Source organism: Streptomyces sp. NPDC034670 (assembly GCF_055574875.1).
In genome coordinates this window covers 126,431-142,741 of sequence record NZ_JBVITR010000001.1, presented here as the reverse complement: position 1 = coordinate 142,741, position 16,311 = coordinate 126,431, and the positions used below count along the sequence as shown (strand labels likewise).

Annotated in this window: 15 protein-coding genes and 1 riboswitch; of the genes, 9 read left to right on the top strand and 6 right to left on the bottom strand. The window is 74.6% G+C overall.

The genetic code is table 11. The features are described 5' to 3' along the window. The first annotated feature begins 47 nt into the window (after positions 1 to 47). Positions 48 to 232: riboswitch (cobalamin riboswitch) on the top strand. Positions 233 to 262: 30 nt separating this feature from the next. The 5 genes from ACZ56B_RS00660 to ACZ56B_RS00640 all read left to right on the top strand — a co-directional run bounded on the left by ACZ56B_RS00660 (position 263) and on the right by ACZ56B_RS00640 (position 6,008). Beyond that, positions 263 to 1,306: an ABC transporter substrate-binding protein gene (locus tag ACZ56B_RS00660; RefSeq protein WP_468784781.1), complete on the top strand. Its 1,044-nt coding sequence runs from the start codon at positions 263 to 265 to the stop codon at positions 1,304 to 1,306. Then, the gene (locus tag ACZ56B_RS00655; protein WP_468784780.1) at positions 1,303 to 2,490 is read left to right on the top strand and encodes a FecCD family ABC transporter permease; all 1,188 of its coding nucleotides are present in this window, start codon (positions 1,303 to 1,305) and stop codon (positions 2,488 to 2,490) included. Before ACZ56B_RS00660 ends, ACZ56B_RS00655 begins: the two co-directional genes overlap by 4 nt. Further along, positions 2,487 to 3,308, top strand: a complete 822-nt coding sequence (locus ACZ56B_RS00650) for an ABC transporter ATP-binding protein (RefSeq protein ID WP_468784779.1) — start codon at positions 2,487 to 2,489, stop codon at positions 3,306 to 3,308. Before ACZ56B_RS00655 ends, ACZ56B_RS00650 begins: the two co-directional genes overlap by 4 nt. Positions 3,309 to 3,355: 47 nt before the next feature. Next, positions 3,356 to 4,357: a TerC family protein gene (locus ACZ56B_RS00645; protein ID WP_468784778.1), complete on the top strand. Its 1,002-nt coding sequence runs from the start codon at positions 3,356 to 3,358 to the stop codon at positions 4,355 to 4,357. Between the two features lie 82 nt (positions 4,358 to 4,439). Next, a complete protein-coding gene (locus ACZ56B_RS00640) occupies positions 4,440 to 6,008 on the top strand; it encodes an SDR family oxidoreductase (RefSeq protein WP_468784777.1) in 1,569 nt (522 codons plus the stop codon). Between the two features lie 218 nt (positions 6,009 to 6,226). On the opposite strand, the gene ACZ56B_RS00635 is transcribed toward ACZ56B_RS00640, so the two are convergent. After that, positions 6,227 to 7,243 carry a MerR family transcriptional regulator gene (locus ACZ56B_RS00635; RefSeq protein ID WP_468784776.1) on the bottom strand — a complete coding sequence of 339 codons (1,017 nt, stop codon included), beginning with the start codon at positions 7,241 to 7,243 and terminating at the stop codon, positions 6,227 to 6,229. 68 nt (positions 7,244 to 7,311) lie between these two features. Here ACZ56B_RS00635 and ACZ56B_RS00630 point away from each other — a divergent pair, with 68 nt between their 5' ends. The 3 genes from ACZ56B_RS00630 (at position 7,312) to ACZ56B_RS00620 (ending at position 9,487) form a co-directional block, all read left to right on the top strand. Continuing rightward, on the top strand, positions 7,312 to 7,917 hold the full coding sequence (locus tag ACZ56B_RS00630) for an RNA polymerase sigma factor (RefSeq protein ID WP_468784775.1): 606 nt from the start codon (positions 7,312 to 7,314) through the stop codon (positions 7,915 to 7,917). Between the two features lie 128 nt (positions 7,918 to 8,045). After that, complete coding sequence (locus tag ACZ56B_RS00625; protein ID WP_468784774.1) at positions 8,046 to 8,819, top strand: DUF4397 domain-containing protein; 774 nt, start codon at positions 8,046 to 8,048, stop codon at positions 8,817 to 8,819. Between the two features lie 170 nt (positions 8,820 to 8,989). Next, positions 8,990 to 9,487, top strand: a complete 498-nt coding sequence (locus ACZ56B_RS00620) for a hypothetical protein (RefSeq protein WP_468784773.1) — start codon at positions 8,990 to 8,992, stop codon at positions 9,485 to 9,487. Here the strand turns inward: ACZ56B_RS00620 and ACZ56B_RS00615 are convergent. The 3 genes from ACZ56B_RS00615 to ACZ56B_RS00605 all read right to left on the bottom strand — a co-directional run bounded on the left by ACZ56B_RS00615 (position 9,414) and on the right by ACZ56B_RS00605 (position 10,742). After that, positions 9,414 to 9,992, bottom strand: coding sequence for a Dps family protein (locus ACZ56B_RS00615; protein ID WP_468784772.1), 579 nt, complete (start codon positions 9,990 to 9,992; stop codon positions 9,414 to 9,416). The two genes, ACZ56B_RS00620 and ACZ56B_RS00615, sit on opposite strands and share 74 nt — an antisense overlap. Before the next feature lie 163 nt (positions 9,993 to 10,155). After that, entirely contained in the window at positions 10,156 to 10,488 is a 333-nt protein-coding gene (locus ACZ56B_RS00610; protein WP_468785013.1) for a DUF3140 domain-containing protein, read from the bottom strand. 5 nt (positions 10,489 to 10,493) lie between these two features. Then, on the bottom strand, positions 10,494 to 10,742 hold the full coding sequence (locus ACZ56B_RS00605; protein WP_468784771.1) for a hypervirulence associated TUDOR domain-containing protein: 249 nt from the start codon (positions 10,740 to 10,742) through the stop codon (positions 10,494 to 10,496). A gap of 236 nt (positions 10,743 to 10,978) precedes the next feature. Between ACZ56B_RS00605 and ACZ56B_RS00600 the strand changes: the two genes are divergently transcribed. Continuing rightward, positions 10,979 to 11,242, top strand: a complete 264-nt coding sequence (locus ACZ56B_RS00600) for an HU family DNA-binding protein (protein ID WP_468784770.1) — start codon at positions 10,979 to 10,981, stop codon at positions 11,240 to 11,242. 71 nt (positions 11,243 to 11,313) lie between these two features. Here ACZ56B_RS00600 and ACZ56B_RS00595 read toward each other — a convergent pair whose 3' ends face one another. Further along, positions 11,314 to 13,056 (bottom strand): lectin, encoded by a 1,743-nt coding sequence (locus tag ACZ56B_RS00595; protein WP_468784769.1) that lies wholly within the window; start codon positions 13,054 to 13,056, stop codon positions 11,314 to 11,316. Positions 13,057 to 13,083: 27 nt separating this feature from the next. Beyond that, the gene (locus ACZ56B_RS00590) at positions 13,084 to 15,960 is read right to left on the bottom strand and encodes a lectin (RefSeq protein WP_468784768.1); all 2,877 of its coding nucleotides are present in this window, start codon (positions 15,958 to 15,960) and stop codon (positions 13,084 to 13,086) included. Between the last annotated feature and the right edge of the window lie 351 nt (positions 15,961 to 16,311).

The window sequence follows — 16,311 nt, the reverse complement described above, 5'->3', positions numbered from 1 at the left end:
AGAGCGGTCGGCCGGGCCGGAACCCCGCCCTTTCGCCCGCTCCGGGAAGGAACGTACTATCGCCTGGTCATCACCGCGACGGGAGACAGGAAGCCGGTGCGAATCCGGCACGGTCCCGCCACTGTGACCGGGGAGTGCACCCCTTCGACACGCCACTGCGCGAGCCGCGGGAAGGCAGGGGGAGGAGCGTCGATCCGGGAGTCAGGAGACTGGCCTGTCGCGGGCCCGTTCCGAGGAGCGCGGACTCCCCAGGAGGCTTCACGTGTACGACGGCGCGTCCCGTCCCCCGCTGTTCTCCCCTGCCCGCACCCGCCGGACCCGGCGCGCCGCGGCCGCGGCCGTCGCCCTGGCGGCGGTCCTGCTGACCGCGGGCTGCGGATCGTCGCGGGACACCACCGAGGACACGAGGGCGACGGCCTCGCCGGCCGCGGGCTTCCCCGTCACCGTCGACAACTGCGGTGTCCGGACGACGTACGACAAGCCGCCCTCCCGCGTCGTCACCGTCCACCAGCACCCGGCGGAACTCATGCTCGCGCTCGGGCTGAAGGACCGCATGGTCGGCACCGCCTTCCCCGACTCCGCCGTCCTGCCCGAGCTGAGGGAGGACTACGAGGCGATCCCGGAACTGGCGAAGAGGGAACCGTCGTTCGAGACGGTCCTGGAGGCCGGGCCGGACCTCGTCTACGGCGGCTACGGCAGCGCCTTCGCCGACCAGGAGGGCCGCTCCCGCCAGGCGTTCGCCGACGCCGGCATCGACACCCACCTCAACCGCGAGTACTGCGGCGAGAAGCGGGTGACGATGGAGGACACCTACGAGGAGATCCGCACCGTCGGCAGGATCTTCGGCGTGTCCGACCGGGCGGACGAGCTGGTCGCCGATCTCCGGGCCCGGGTCGACGAGGCCACCGCCGCCGTCGAGGACGAGCCCGAGGTGTCCGTCTTCGTGTACGACAGCGGCGACAGGACCGCCTTCACGGCGGGCGGCAGGAGCCTGGGCACCGAGCTGATCCGGCTGGCCGGCGGGAGGAACGTCTTCGCCGACCTCGACGACGTCTTCGGCGACGTCTCCTGGGAACAGGTCGTCGCGCGCAGACCGGAGGTCATCGCCGTCTACGACTACGCCGGCGCCGGCGGCGTCGAGCAGAAGAAGGAGTTCCTCCTCTCCCAGCCCGCCCTCGCCGACGTGCCGGCCATCAGGAACAAGCGGTTCGTCGTCCTGCCGCTGACCGCGACGCTGGTCGGCATCCGGTCGGCGTACGCGGTGGAGGACCTGGCCCGCGGGCTGCACCCCGAGAGCTTCCGGTGATCCGCCCCGCCGCGGACGCGGACGCCGCGGACACGTCCGCCGGTCCGGCCGCCGGCCGGCGGCCGGACCGGAAGAGGGGGAAGAGCGGAAAGGCCGGGGAGCGCGGAAAGGACGCGGGCCGGCCGGGCGGGACACGCGCGGGCCGGGGCGCCCTCGCCGGGACCCTCCTCGTGCTCGCCGCGCTGCTCGTGGTCTCGGTCACGGCGGGACTGGCCGTCGGCTCGGTCCGGGTGCCGCCCGGCCAGGTGTGGGACATCGTGACGCACGCGCTGGGCGCCGACCGGCCGCAGCCGGACTGGTCGCGGGCGCGGGAGACCATCGTGCTGGAGGTGCGGGCGCCGCGCGTGCTGCTGGCGGTGGTGGCCGGTGCCGGGCTCGCGGTCGTGGGCACCGCCCTGCAGGCCCTGCTGCGCAACCCGCTCGCCGAGCCCTACCTCCTGGGGGTCTCCTCCGGGGCGTCCCTGGGCGCGGTCGCGGTGATCGTGTTCGGGGTGAGCGTGTTCGGGCCGGTGTCCCTGCCGGCCGCCGCGTTCGCGGGCGCGCTGGGCGCGCTGCTGCTCGTCTACGCCACCGCCCGCACCGGCGGCCGGATCACCTCGGCCCGGCTCGTCCTGTCCGGTGTCGCGATCGCGTCGGTGCTCACCGCGGTCCTGGACCTGCTGCTGCTCACCACCGACCGGGGCAACGAGGCCCGCACGGTCCTCGCCTGGACCCTCGGCGGTCTCGGCGGCGTCACCTGGGGCACCCTGTGGCTGCCGGGCGCGGCCCTGCTGCTCGGCGTCGGCGTCCTCCTGGCGCAGGCCCGCAACCTGAACCTGCTGCTGGCCGGCGAGGAGGCCGCCACCACGATGGGCCTGGACGTGGCCCGCTTCCGCGCCCGCATGTTCGTCCTGGTCTCCCTCGTCACGGGCGTGCTGGTCGCGGCGGCGGGGCCGATCGGCTTCGTCGGCCTGATGCTGCCGCACCTGGTGCGCCTGTTCGTCGGCGGCGACCACCGCCGGGTCCTGCCGACGGCCGCGCTCGGCGGCGCCGTCTTCCTGGTCTGGGCCGACGTCGCCGCGCGGACCGTCGCCGCGCCCGTGGAGATCCCCGTCGGGGTGCTCACGGCGCTGTGCGGCGGCCCGTTCTTCCTGTGGCTGATGCGCCGCGACGCCCGCCGCGGCACCGGCCGGGGAGGGGCATGAGCGCGGCCGAGCTCGTCGTCGACGGCGTCACGCTCACCGCCGGCGCGCACCGCCTGGTCGAGGACGTCTCCCTGACCGCACGCCCCGGCGAGGTCGTCGGCCTGGTCGGTCCCAACGGCAGCGGCAAGTCGAGCCTCCTGCGCGCCGTCTACCGCGTCCTGCGCCCCGAGGCCGGGCAGGTCCGCGTCGACGGCGCCGACGCCTGGTCGCTGCCCGTGCGGCGGCTGGCCCGCACCGTCGCGGCGGTGGTGCAGGAGCCGGGCGCCGGGGTCGACCTCAGCGTCCGGGAGGTCGTCGCGATGGGCCGCACCCCGCACAAGCGGCTGCTCGACGGCGACACCCCCGAGGACGCCGAGCTGATCGAGGCGGCCCTCGCCGCGGTGGACGCCACCGGACTGGCCGAACGCGGCTTCGACCGGCTCTCCGGCGGCGAACGCCAACGCGTGCTCATCGCCCGCGCCCTCGCCCAGCAGCCCTCCCTGCTCGTGCTGGACGAGCCGACCAATCACCTCGACATCCGCCACCAGTTGGACGTCCTCGGCGCGCTGCGCCGGCTTCCGGCCACCGTCCTGGTGGCCCTGCACGACCTCAACCTGGCCGCCTCCCACTGCGACCGGCTCTACGTGCTGCGCGACGGCCGGGTCACCGCCTCGGGCCCGCCCGCCGAGGTCCTCACCCCCCGGCTGCTGGCCGAGGTCTACGGCGTCAGGGCCGAGGTGGCCGTCCATCCGGGCACGGGGGCACCACAGGTGACGTTCCTGCCCGGGACCCCCGGATCCGGCGCGCCCCGCGAGGAGGAATGCCGCACACTCCTGTAGAGGGGGCGGAGCGTTCCCGTACCGATCGCGAGGGAGAGTGGTCCAGCGTGCTCGATGTCCCGGTCTGGCTGTGGGTGGCGTTCGCCGTCACGGTCGTGGTGTCGCTCGCCGTGGACCTGCTGGCCCACCGCAATGAGCACGTCATCGGCTTCAAGGAGGCCGCCGCCTGGAGCGCGGGGTGGGTGGGGCTCGCCCTGGTGTTCGGCGCGGTCGTCTTCCTCGTCCTGGGCACGACGGCGGGGACCGAGTACACCACCGCGTGGCTGCTGGAGAAGAGCCTGTCGGTCGACAACCTGTTCGTGTTCGCCGTGATCTTCAGCTACTTCAAGGTCCCCCGCGCCTACCAGCACCGCGTGCTGTTCCTCGGCGTCATGGGCGCCCTGGTCTTCCGCGCCCTCTTCCTCGCCGCGGGCGTGGCCGTGGTCAACCGGTTCACCTTCGTCCTGTACCTCTTCGCCGCGATGCTGCTCTACAGCGCCTACAAGCTCCTGAAGGGCGAGGAGGAGTCCTTCGACCCGGGCCACAGCTTCGCCGTGCGGATGCTGCGGAAGGTGATCCCGGTCCGCGACGAGTACGCGGGCACGAAGTTCTTCGTCAAGGAGGCCGGCAGGCGCGTGGCCACGCCGCTGCTCGCGGTGGTGGTCGCCATCGAGGCGGCCGACCTGATCTTCGCCGTCGACAGCGTCCCGGCCGTCCTCGCCGTCAGCGACGAGGTCTTCATCGTCTACACCAGCAACGCCTTCGCCATCCTCGGCCTGCGCGCCCTGTACTTCATGCTGGCCGGACTGCTGGACCGCTTCCACTACCTCGGCGTCGGCCTCGCGGTCATCCTCGCCTTCATCGGCGTCAAGCTCATCCTCCAGGCGTCCCACAAGCTGATCAGCACCGACATCCCCGAGATCCCCTCCCCCGTCAGCCTGGCCGTCATCGTCGTCGTCCTCGCCGTGTCCATCACCGTCAGCATGCTCCGCCCCCCGCCGCCCAAGCCCTCCGAACCCGCCGCCCCGTCCCGGGACGACCGGTCGGACGGTCCGCCGCCGGCGCCGTGACGGGCGCGGTCGCGCCCGTGCCCCCATGCTCGAAGGAGAGGGCGCGGAAGCGACCGCGGAGCGAACGTGTGGAGGAACGGCCGTGGACACGGACGGACAACGGGACGCGGAGGGGCTGCACTGCCTGGTCACCGGGGCGTCCGGGTACATCGGCGGCCGTCTGGTGCCGGAGCTGCTGGAGGCCGGCCACCGGGTCCGCTGCCTGGCCCGCTCCCCGGACAAACTGCGCGACCACCCCTGGGCGGACGACGCCGAGGCGGTGCGCGGGGACGTCACGGACGCCGGATCGGTCGCCGCGGCCATGCGCGGTGTCGACGTCGCGTACTACCTGGTGCACGCCCTCGGATCCGGCCCCGGGTTCGAGGACACCGACCGCCGCGCGGCCCGGATCTTCGCCGAGCAGGCGCACGCCGCCGGTGTGCGCCGGATCGTCTACCTGGGCGGACTCACCCCGAAGGGGGTACCCGAGCACGCCCTCTCCCCGCACCTGCGCTCCCGGGACGAGGTGGGGCGCATCTTCCTCGACGCCCCGGTGCCCGCCGCCGTGCTGCGCGCCGCGGTCGTCATCGGCTCGGGGTCGGCCTCGTTCGAGATGCTGCGCTACCTCACCGAGCGGCTGCCGGTGATGGTCACCCCCCGCTGGGTGCACACCCGCACCCAGCCCGTCGGGGTCCGCGACGTGCTGCGCTACCTCGTCGGCTCGGCCGCCCTGCCGGCCGACGTCGACCGGGCGTTCGACATCGGCGGGCCGGACGTCCTGACCTACCGGGAGATGATGCGCCGCTACGCCGCCGTCGCCGGACTGCGGCCGCGGATCGTCGTGCCGGTGCCGGTGCTCACCCCGGGCCTCTCCAGCCACTGGGTCGGCCTGGTCACCCCGGTGCCCGCCGCCCTCGCCCGTCCGCTGACCGAGTCGCTGCGGCACGAGGTCGTCTGCCACGAGCACGACATCGCCCGGTACGTGCCGGACGCCCCGGGCCTGCCGATGCCGTTCGACGAGGCGCTGGCCCTGGCGCTGCGCAGGGTGCGGGAGGCGCAGGTCGCCACGCGCTGGTCGTCCGCCGGCGTCCCGGGGGCGCCCAGCGACCCGCTGCCCACCGACCCCGACTGGGCCGGCGGCAGCCTGTACCAGGACGAGCGGCAGCTGCCGGTGGCCGCGTCCCGGGAGGCGCTGTGGAAGGTGATCGAGGGCATCGGCGGCGACCACGGCTGGTACTCCTTCCCGCTGGCCTGGGCGGTCCGCGGCTGGCTGGACCGGCTCGTCGGCGGGGTCGGCCTGCGCCGCGGCCGGCGTGACGCCGAGCGGCTGCGGGTCGGCGACTCGCTGGACTTCTGGCGGGTGGAGGAGATCGAGCCGGGCCGTCTGCTGCGGCTGCGGGCGGAGATGCGGCTGCCGGGCCTGGCGTGGCTGGAGATGTACGCCGAGACGGACCCCGAGGGCCGCACCCGCTACCGGCAGCGCGCCCTGTTCCACCCGCGCGGCCTGCCGGGTCACGCCTACTGGTGGTCGGTCTCCCCGTTCCACGCCGTCGTCTTCGGCGGCATGGCCCGCAACATCACCCAGGCCGCCGCCAAGGGGATGAGCGCCCACCGGAGTTCGCGGCGCACCGGCCGCCCGCGGCGCCGCCGGGCGCAGGGGGCCCGGCGTTAGGGCCCTTCGTCCGGACCGGGCCGGATCGGGGGGCGGGGTCCGGTGCCGTGCGTCGCACGGCGGAGGAGGGCGGCAGGGCGGTGTCCTGCCGACCGACGACCACGCGGCGAGGTGCGGCACCGGACCCCGCGAGCCCGGCCCGATCCCGACGAAAGGCCCTGGCACGCCCCGCACGCCCGGGGAAGCGCGGCGGGGCGGCGGCCCGTCGCGCGTTCCCCTCACCCCGCCACGGCCGACCGCACGGCCGCGACCGCCTCCGCCAGTCCCGACGGACGCGGCAGACCGGACACGCCCTGCCCGGCCCACCCGGGCCCGAGCGTCAGGACGAGGGGCCGGCGGCGGGCACCGCGCACCCCCCACTCCATCGCGGCCACGTGCTGCGCCAGCGGGCGGCTCGCGGTGGTACGGGACTGCGCCCACAGCCCCACCGCGGCCGGCCCGGTCCTGCGCACCGCCGCGACCAGCGACTCCACGGGCAGCGCGCCGCCGAACATGCGCACCGGGAGGCCCTGTTCGGCCAGGGCGGCGGCCAGGGCCTCCAGCGGCAGGGTGTGGTTCTCCCCGGGGACGCAGGCGAGCACCGTGGTGGCGCCGGGGCGGTCGGCGGCCACGGGGGGCGCGCCGCGCCGCAGCGCGCCGGAGACGTGCCAGGACAGGAAGTGCTCGACCTCGACGTACCGCTCGCCCGAGCTCTCCCACTTGCGGCCGACCGCCTGCAGCGTCGGCATGATCACCTCGGTCCAGGCGGCGACCAGGCCGTGCTCGGCGATCGCGGCCAGCAGCAGTTCCTCCAGGGCGGTGGCGTCGAGGCGCAGGGCGGCGCGGGCGATCCCCCTGCACTCCTGCCGCACGTCACCGAGCCGGAGGCCGCTGCCGGCCCGGCTGCGGTCCCGGGCGGGCGCCCCCGGCGGCGGGGCGGCGTCCCGCCGGGCCGGGGACGTGGCCGGCGACGTGCCGCCGCGCGCCAGGCGCGCGGCCTCGGCGGGCGGCAGCCCGGTCGCCGTCAGGGCGCACATCCGCTCCAGTCGCGCCACGTCCGCGGCGGTCCAGCGCCGGTGCCGGCCCCCGGTGTGCGCGTCGGGTCCCAGCCCGTAGCGGCGGTCCCACGTGCGGACCGTGGTGGGTGCCACCCCCAGCCGCCTGGCCACCTCGCCGGTGGTGAGCCCGCCGCCGCGCCGCGCGTCCTCGCCGGTCCGGCCGCCGCCGTCGCCGCCCCGGTCCCCGCTCCTGTCCATGGGACCACCGTACGACGCACGAACGACGCATGTTGTCCGCGTCGTTCGCGCGTCCCGAGACTGGGGGCATGAGCACGCACACGCGTTCCACCGGCGCCCCCGCCCCGCCCGTGGCGGAAACGCGGTACGAGGACGAGCTCGCCCGCGGTCTCCGCGCGGCCGACGAGAACGCGTTCGCGGCCGTCTACCGGCGCTGGGGGCCCCTGGTCCACACCCTGGCCGTCCGGTCGCTCGGCGACCCCCACGAGGCCGAGGACGTGACCCAGCAGGTGTTCCTCGGCGCCTGGCGCGGGCGGGACGGCTTCCGCCCGGAGCGGGGTCCGCTGGGCGCCTGGCTCGTCGGCATCACCCGTCGCAAGATCGTCGACGCGCTGGCCGCGCGGACGAGGCGGCTGGCGCTCGTGGACTCGGCCGCCCGCGGCACCGCCCCGCCCGCGGAGCCCGCGGCCCCGGAACAGGTCCTGGACCGGGTGCTCCTGGTCGACGAGCTGTCCCGGCTGCCCCGGCACCAGCGGGACGTGCTGTGCCTGGCCTTCTACGAGGACCTGAGCCAGGCCCGGATAGCGGAACGGACCGGGATGCCCCTGGGCACCGTCAAGAGCCACGCCCGTCGCGGTCTGCACCGGCTGCGCGGGGCGATCGAACAGGGCCGCGCGCAGGGGACGGGTCCGTGAGCCGGTCGGGGGACCGGGCGGGGAACCGGTCCGGAAAAAGGTGCCTCCCGTGCATCCACGGCGACCTCTCGGTGCGAAACGGGACCAAGAGCGGATAACAGTCAAAGCCCTCCGAAGGAATGATTCCCATGACTTCCCGCACCTCCCTCGTCGCCGTCGCCACGACCGGTGCCTGCGCCCTGGCCCTCGGGGTCGGGGCGTCCGCCACGGCGGCTCCCCCCGCCCAGCAGGACCGGGCCATGGTGTCCGTCTTCCACGGCATCCCCGGGATGACCGTCGACGTCTACGCCAACGGCGACGAACTGCTCGGCGACTTCGAGCCCGGCACGGTGACCGATCCGCAGGCCCTCGACGCCGGCACCTACGACATCCAGGTCTTCGAGGCGGGCCGGAGCCCGGACGGCACCCCCGCCCTGGAGAAGAAGGTGGAGGTGCCCGAGGGCGCGAACGCCACCATCGCCGCCCACCTCACCGCCGCGGGCGAACCCCGGCTGACGGCCTTCGTCAACGACGTCTCGCAGGTCGACGACGGCAAGGCGCGGCTGACGGTGCGCCACGTCGCGGCCGCACCCGCCGTCGACGTCCGCGCGGGCGGACAGCCGGTCTTCACCGGCCTGGAGAACCCCCGGGAGGAGACCGCCGTGGTCGACGCGGGCACCGTGAACACCGACGTCGTGCTCGCCGGTACGGACACGGTGGCCATCGGCCCGGCCGAACTGAGCCTCGAGGAGGGGACGAGCACCGTCGTCTACGCCTGGGGCAGCGCCGAGGACGAGAACCTGGCCCTGAAGACGCAGACGCTCGGCGGCATGGAATCGTCCCCCGGTGCCGGCGGCGGCGCGGCCGTCACCCCGAACTCCCCCGACCGGTGGCTGGCCCGGATGACCGCGGCGGAGCGGTGACGGGCGCGCCGGTGGCCCGGCGGTGACGGCCGCCGGGCCGGGGCCCCGGTCCTCACGCCCGTCCCCGGGCGGGGACGGTGTCCGGCCGGCCTCGCCGTCACGGCGGTGCCGGCCGCATTCTGACGGTGTGCCGGAGGAGTCCGTCCGGACGCGAGCAACGGGAGGGCGCGGTGAGCCACGTCGATCCGGCGCACCTGGTGGAACTGGCGCTGGGACACACCGCCCCGGACGACGCGGGCGCCCTGCGGCACCTCGCGGTGTGCGCCCGCTGCCGGGACGAGCTGCGGGCCATGGCCCGCGTGGTGGCCGCCGCCCGCACCGCGGACGTCGTGGACCTGCCGGCGGCGCCCCCGGAGCGCGTGTGGCGGCGGATCGCCCGGGGGCTGTCGACGCGGGCCGGTGCCGCCCCGCCGCCCGCGCGGGACGCCGCGCACCGGCCCGCACCGGACACGGCCGGCCGGGTGTCACCCGGCCGGACCACCGGCACCGGCGGAGGGGCCCGCCGTCTCCCGCCCGGCCCGGTCGGCCTGCTCGGCCTGCTCGGCCTGCTCGCGGGGGCCGCCGCCGTCCGGTGGGCGGGGCGCGGCCGCCGGGTCAGGGCTGCTTGCGGGCCTGTTCGGCGGCCCGGTCGGCGGCGTCGGTCTCCGTGGTGGCGCCGCGCGTGCTGAGCTTGCCGCCGCTCGACTCGAGGTGGGCGCGGACGAACCACTGGAAGAGCTCCAGACCGCGCAGCTGCTCGATGAGGATGTCCTGGGTGACGGGGTCGGACGTCTCGGTCGCCTGCATGGCCTCGCGGTGGTCCTTGATGATGGACGTGTACACGAGGTCGAGGGCGCCGAGGTGCTCGATCGCCTCGGCGCGGCCGATCGAGTAGTCGTCCCAGGTCCGCTCCCGCACCAGCGCACCGGGGGTGCCGTCGGGTTCGCCGCCGAGGGTGGAGATCCGCTCGGCGATGTCGTCGGTCATCTCGCGGACCTTGTCGACCTGGGGGTCGATCATCTCGTGCACGGCGATGAAGTGCGGCCCGACGACGTTCCAGTGGATGTGCTTGAGGGTGAGGTGGAGGTCGTTGAGGGAGTGCAGACGCATCTGCAGCAGCTCGATGATGCTCCGACTGTCCTGGACGCTCATCCCCGGCACGGTGTACGAGACGTCCGACGGCTGTGACGGCACGGTGGTGCTCCTTGCGTGGTCCGGTACTGGAACATTCAGATAAGCGGCTCGGGTGCGGATCCGGCGGTCCGACGGCGGCCCGCCGGTCCGATCTCACCGGTGTGGAGCAGGGCGGGAGCCGCGGACGGGGCCGGCGGCTCCCGCCCCGCGGTGCCGCCGGAGGTCACGCCAGTGGGTCGTGGCCCCAGTTCATGAGCGAATACCGCCACCGGGTGTCCCGCACGTCGCCCGAGGGCCGCTGGGCGAGGTGCCGCCGGACGTAGCCGACGACCTTCCGCATGTGCCGGTAGTCGTCGTCCGAGAGGTCGCCCTTCCTCGCCCGCAGGATGTCCACGATGCGGCGGCCGGAGGCGTGCCCCGTGGACTCGCCGCCGTCCTCGTGCTGCCCGGCGCTCCGCGACTGCTCCGAGGCCAGCCACCGCTCCAGGTCGGCCGGCTTCATGTTCACCACGTCGCGGAACTCGTCCCAGGTCTCCTTCCGCTCCGCGTCGCCCACCGGGCTCACCCCTTCTTCCTGAGCGCGGACGGCTTGTGCACCGCGGACCTGCCGGACTTCTCGCTGCGGACCTGGTACTGGGGTTCCTCGGGCGAGGCGTCCACCGTGCGCCCCGCGGCCTCGGTCCGTTCGGTGATCTCCTTCTCCACCTCGCCCTCGGCCTGACCGCCGTGGCTGCTCCAGGTGACCTCGTCGCCCTTCTCGGGCCTGTCGGACTTCTTCGGCTTCCCGGCCTCGCCGCGGTTCTTCGCCATCCCGTTCTCCCTCGCTGGGCGCGGTGGACAGCTCGCTGCCCTTCCCTCCAGGGTGCGGGCTTTCCGTCCGCGCCGCAGCTCACGAGCGGGTGCGGGCGCCCTCCTCCACCCGCACGCCCACCAGCGGGTGCACCGGTCACCGGATGCCACGACCATGGGGCCACGGGCTGCGGCCCCCGGTTCTCCGGCTCCCCGGCTCCCCGGCTCCCCGGCTCCTCACGGAACAGGCAGGACACATGGACAAGACCCAGCTGATCGAGGCGACCGCGGGCAACGCGGCGGACCACGGCGACGGCCGCCGGCTCAGCGCCGAGGACGTCGGACGGACGCTCGACGCCCTCTTCGGGACCGTGGAGCACCCCGGTTCGATCGCCGAGGCCCTCGGCCGCGGGGAGACGGTCCACCTGGGAAGCTTCGGCAGCTTCCACCCCGACGGCGGGACGGCCGCGTTCCGCCCGGGCAAGGCCCTGACCGAGTTCCTCCGGCACGCGACGGGATGAGCGGGCCGGGGAGCACGTCCCCGGCCCGCTCGTCCCCGCCGCCGCGGTCACCCGGTCACCCGGTCACCCGGTCACGGCAGGGTCCACTTCTGGTTGGGTCCGGTGTGACAGGTCCACAGGTGGACGGCGGTGCCGTCGTTCCAGGTGCCCCCGGAGGCGTCCAGGCACTTGCCCGACTGCGGATTGCGCACCGTGCCGTCCGCCTGCGCCGCCCACCGCTGCGCCCCCGTGCCGTTGCAGGTCCACACCTGCACCCGCGTCCCGTCCGCCGTGCCCCCGCCGGACACGTCCAGGCACTTGCCCAGCGCCCGCAGCGAACCGTCCCCGGCCACCGTCCACCGCTGCGCACCCGTGCCGTTGCACGACCACAACTGCACCTTCGTCCCGTCCGCGGAGGAGCCGCCGTCCACGTCCAGACACCTGCCGCCGACCCCCCGCACCTCACCCGACCGCGGACCGGGCACACCCCCGCCGGCCGCCTTGATCCGGACGTTGCGGAACGCCACCTCGTCGCCGTCGCCGTGGTTCTGGATGCCGATGTGCCCCTGGCGCAGGCTGCGCGCCGGGTCCGTGTTGGTGAAGTCGTTGATCCTGCGGCCGTTGAGGAACACCTCCAGCCGCTCCCCGGTGACCCGGATCTCGTACGTGTTCCACTCGCCCGGGGGGTTGAGCGCCGCGTCCCGTGCGGCGAGGTCGGCCGACTGGAAGCCGTAGACGGCGCCGGTGGTGCGGTCGGGGGCGTCGGTGGCGTCGATCTGGATCTCGTAGCCGTTGTCGACCGCCGACCACGGGTCGTCGGAGGCCGGGAAGCCCACGAAGACACCGGAGTTGTCGTCCCCGTCCATCCTCCAGTCCAGCTTCAGCGAGTAGTCGCCGGTGAACTCCTCGGCCTGGTACCAGTGCAGGCCGAGTCCGCCGTGGGAGGTGAGCGTGCCGTCCGCGAGGGTGAACCCGCCGGGGCCCGCCTGCTTCCAGCCGGTGGTGCCGGTGCCGTCGAAGAGGGGGCGGTACCCCGTCTCGGGGCGGCAGTCGGCCTCGGTCATGCCCGCCGCCCAGCGGATGCCGCCCAGCAGGTGGCGGCGGAACGCGGGTTCGGCGTAGGACTCGTCGGTGTGCCCGCCGCCCGTGTAGAAGGCGCGGCCGCCCTGGTAGTCCTTGCACCAGGCGATGGGGTGGTCCCCGCCCATCGAACCGCCCGCGTAGCTGGACTCGTCGAGCGAGGCCAGCACGTGCGCGGTGGTGCGGGGGTTGGTGCGGTAGTCGTACCACTCGTCGGTGCGCTGCCAGGTGGCGCCCAGGTGGGCGGTGGCGTCGTGCGCCCGGTCCTCGACCTCGACCGTGGCCCGCTGGACCGCCGGGTGGGACCGGAACAGCGCCCCGGCCAGCCCTTCGTAGAAGGGCCAGTCGTACTCGGTGTCGGCGGCGGCGTGGACGCCGACGTATCCCCCGCCGCCCTTGATGTACTGCTCCATCGCGGTCTGCTGCGCGCCGTTCAGGACGTCGCCCGTGGTGGAGAGGAACACGATCGCCTCGTACCGGGCGAGGTTGCCGGTGGTGAACGCCTGGGCGTCCTCCGTCGCGTCGACGGTGAAGCCGTTCGCGGAGCCCAGCTCCCGCAGGGCCGCGATGCCGTCGTCGATGGAGGAGTGGCGGAATCCGGCGGTCTTGGAGAAGACCAGGACCTCGTAGGCCGGGTCGGCGGCGGCCGCCGCCGTTCGGGGCGCCGGGGCGGGCGGGGCCGCCCAGGACTGCGGTACCGCGCACAGCAGGGCGCCCGCCATCAGGCCGACCGCCGTTCTCAGGTGGTTGCGCATGGGTGTCGCCTCCTTTCTCCGGAGCGGCTAGGGCAGGGTCCACTTCTGGTTGGGTCCGGTGTGGCAGGTCCACAGGTGGACGGCGGTGCCGTCGTTCCAGGTGCCCCCGGAGGCGTCCAGGCACTTGCCCGACTGCGGATTGCGCACCGTGCCGTCCGCCTGCGCCGCCCACCGCTGCGCCCCCGTGCCGTTGCAGGTCCACACCTGCACCCGCGTCCCGTCCGCCGTGCCCCCGCCGGACACGTCCAGGCACTTGCCCAGCGCCCGCAGCGAACCGTCCCCGGCCACCGTCCACCGCTGCGCACCCGTGCCGTTGCACGACCACAACTGCACCTTCGTCCCGTCCGCGGAGGAGCCGCCGTCCACGTCCAGACACCTGCCGCCGACCCCCCGCACCTCACCCGACCGCGGACCGGGCACACCCCCGCCGGAGGTGGTGAAGGAGAACTCGTCCACGTCGAACAGTGCTCCCGCGCCGCCCTTGAACACCAGGTACAGGGTGGTGGAGCCGCCCGGCCGGCCGCCGAGGGCGGTGGTGACGTCCCGGAACGTCTCCCAGCCGCCGGTCACCGGGACGGCCGCGGTGCCCAGCAGGGTGCCGGCCGGGGAGCCCGCCCGGACCTCGATGGTGCCGCCGACGCCGCCGGAGGAGACCCGGGCGGTGAACGCGGTCGCGTTGCCCAGGGCGTACGGCGTGAAGGAGATCCAGTCGCCGTTCTCGATGTGGCCGACCGTCTTCCCGCCGTGCGCGGGGGCGTGGTCCACGACCTGGACCCCGAAGGAGTCGCCGTAGTGCTCGCCCTGCCGGTGGGAGGGCTGGGTGATGTGCTGGTCGTGGGTGGTGAGCGCGGGCTGGCCGTTCGCGCCCCGGTCGGTGTACTCGGCGTCGAGCACGCCGAAGATGTTGGCGTTCGGGTCGTGCTCGCCGTCGGCCAGGGTCCGCAGGGTGCCGGAGCAGCCGGTCGCCGAGGTCTGCGGGTGGCCGTGGCTGTCGTGTCCGACGATGAAGGTGACCTTGACCCGGGAGCAGTCGATCGAGCCGTCCTCGGGGTCGGTCACCGTCACCTCGAACGGGATGGCGTCGCCGAAGTTGTGGATCGCGCCGTCCAGGGGCGTGTTCAGGGTGACCTTCGGGGCCGTGTTGCCCACCGTGACGAGCACGGAGGCCGATCCCGACCTGCCGGTGGAGTCGGTCACCGTCAGCGTCGCCGTGTACTGCCCGTCGGCGCGGTACGTGTGCGACGGGTTGGCCCCGGTGGAGGTGGCGCCGTCGCCGAAGGCCCACGCGTGGGAGAGCGCGTCGCCGTCGGGGTCCGCACTGCCCGCCGAGGAGAAGGACACCGTCAGCGGCGCCGTGCCCGACGTCACGTCCGCCGCCGCCCGGGCGACGGGCGCGCGTCCGCCGGTGACGTGCTCGATGCGGTACAGCGCCGAGTTCGCGTCGCCGTTGAAGTAACCGGTGCCGTAGTCCAGGACGTACAGGGCGCCGTCCGGGCCGAAGGCCATGTCCATCACCTGGGTGCCGTTCCAGGGGAAGGCGTTGATCGACTGCACGGCGCCGTCGCCGCCGGTCTCGATCCGCTTGATCCAGCGGCGTCCGAACTCGCCCGCGAAGAAGTCGCCGTCGAACTCCTGCGGGAACTTCACCTCCGAGGGGGAGGAGGCGTCGTAGCGGTAGACGGGGCCGCCCATCGGGGACTCCGAGCCGTTGCCGAACTCCGGTACCGAGCCGCCGTCGTAGGGGATCCACGCCGGCTGGGCGGGCGGCAGGTCGGTCAGGCCCGTGTTGCGGGGCGAGGTGTTCCTCGGCGCGGCGCAGTCGAACGCCGCGCCGGCGGCGCCGGAGGCGAAGTCGCGGTCCCGGTAGGCGTCGTTGTCGCCGGTGCAGTACGGCCAGCCGAAGTTGCCCGCCCTGGTGATGCGGTTGAACTCGACCTGGCCGGCCGGTCCCCGCGAGGCGTTCGCGGTACCGGCGTCCGGGCCGTAGTCGCCGAGGTACACGGTGCCGGTGGCCTTGTCCACGCTCATCCGGAACGGGTTGCGAAAGCCCATGGCGTAGATCTCGGGGCGGGTCCTCGCCGTGCCCGGCGGGAAGAGGTTGCCGCTGGGGATCGTGTACGAGCCGTCCGCGTTCACCTTGATGCGCAGCACCTTGCCGCGCAGGTCGTTGGTGTTGCCGGAGGAACGCTGCGCGTCGTACGCGGGGTTGCGGGAGGCCCGCTCGTCGATCGGGGTGTAGCCGTCGGAGGCGAAGGGGTTGGTGTCGTCGCCCGTGGACAGGTACAGGTTGCCCTGCGCGTCGAAGTCGATGTCGCCGCCGACGTGGCAGCAGATGCCGCGCGAGGCGGGCACGTCGAGGATCTTCTTCTCGCTGCCGGGGTCCAGGGTGCCGTCGGTCCTCAGCACGAACCGGGACAGGCGGTTGACGCCGTCGAAGGGGGCGAAGTCCGCCGCCGAGCCGTCGGCCGGGGCGTCGCCGCCCGGTGTGCTCAGCTTCGGGGCGTAGTAGAGGTAGACGTGCCGGTTGGCGGCGAAGCCCGGGTCCACCGCGACGCCCTGCAGCCCTTCCTCGTCGTGGCTGTAGACGTCCAGCCGGCCGGCGACCTTGGTGGTGCCGGCGGCGTCGGTGAGCCGGAGCGTGCCGTCCCGCGACGTGTGCAGGACGGAGCGGTCGGGCAGCACCGCCAGGGTCATCGGCTCGCCCGTCTCGGCCACCCCCTTGGCGAGGGTGACCTGCTGGAAGTCCCCGGGTGCCGCGGCCGCCGGGGGCGGCGCGGCGCCGGGTTCCGCCGCTGTGGCGGCGGTCGCCGGCAGGAAGCAGCCGACGGCGCACGCCGCGGCGAGCGCCAGTGAGCGGATCCGCCGGGGCCTCGGCGGACGTGGTCCTAACGGTCTCGTGCGCACAGGTGTCTCCCGGGTGTGGGGTGGCGGCAGGACGGACCGTCCTGCCGAAGGGGGGAGTACGGGCGCGCGCCGTCGCGCCGTGACGTCACCGGCCGTCGTGAACATGACCGGTGTGCTCCAAGGAAGTTAGCGGCCTTCGCCGGGCGGCGTAACCCCTTCCGCGCGGGGACCCGCCTCTTTTTCCTCACCGGGGACAAAGTGCCGCGGCCGGCCGCCGTCCCCGGCCCGGCGCGCGGAGGAGCCGGCGCGCGAAGGCCCGGGGGGGGGGGGGGGGGGGGGGGGGGCGGGGGGGGGGGGGGGGGGGGGGGGGGGGGGGGGGGGGGGGGGGGATGGGGGGGGGGGGGGGGGGGC

Bases quoted from the DNA above. Each gene is read 5' to 3' on its own strand.
- ACZ56B_RS00650 (WP_468784779.1), top strand. From the start codon at position 2,487: ATGAGCGCGGCCGAGCTCGTCGTCGACGGCGTCACGCTCACCGCCGGC.
- ACZ56B_RS00635 (WP_468784776.1), bottom strand. From the start codon at position 7,243: ATGGACAGGAGCGGGGACCGGGGCGGCGACGGCGGCGGCCGGACCGGC.
- ACZ56B_RS00595 (WP_468784769.1), bottom strand. From the start codon at position 13,056: ATGCGCAACCACCTGAGAACGGCGGTCGGCCTGATGGCGGGCGCCCTG.
- ACZ56B_RS00600 (WP_468784770.1), top strand. From the start codon at position 10,979: ATGGACAAGACCCAGCTGATCGAGGCGACCGCGGGCAACGCGGCGGAC.
- ACZ56B_RS00625 (WP_468784774.1), top strand. From the start codon at position 8,046: ATGACTTCCCGCACCTCCCTCGTCGCCGTCGCCACGACCGGTGCCTGC.
- ACZ56B_RS00630 (WP_468784775.1), top strand. From the start codon at position 7,312: ATGAGCACGCACACGCGTTCCACCGGCGCCCCCGCCCCGCCCGTGGCG.
- ACZ56B_RS00605 (WP_468784771.1), bottom strand. From the start codon at position 10,742: ATGGCGAAGAACCGCGGCGAGGCCGGGAAGCCGAAGAAGTCCGACAGG.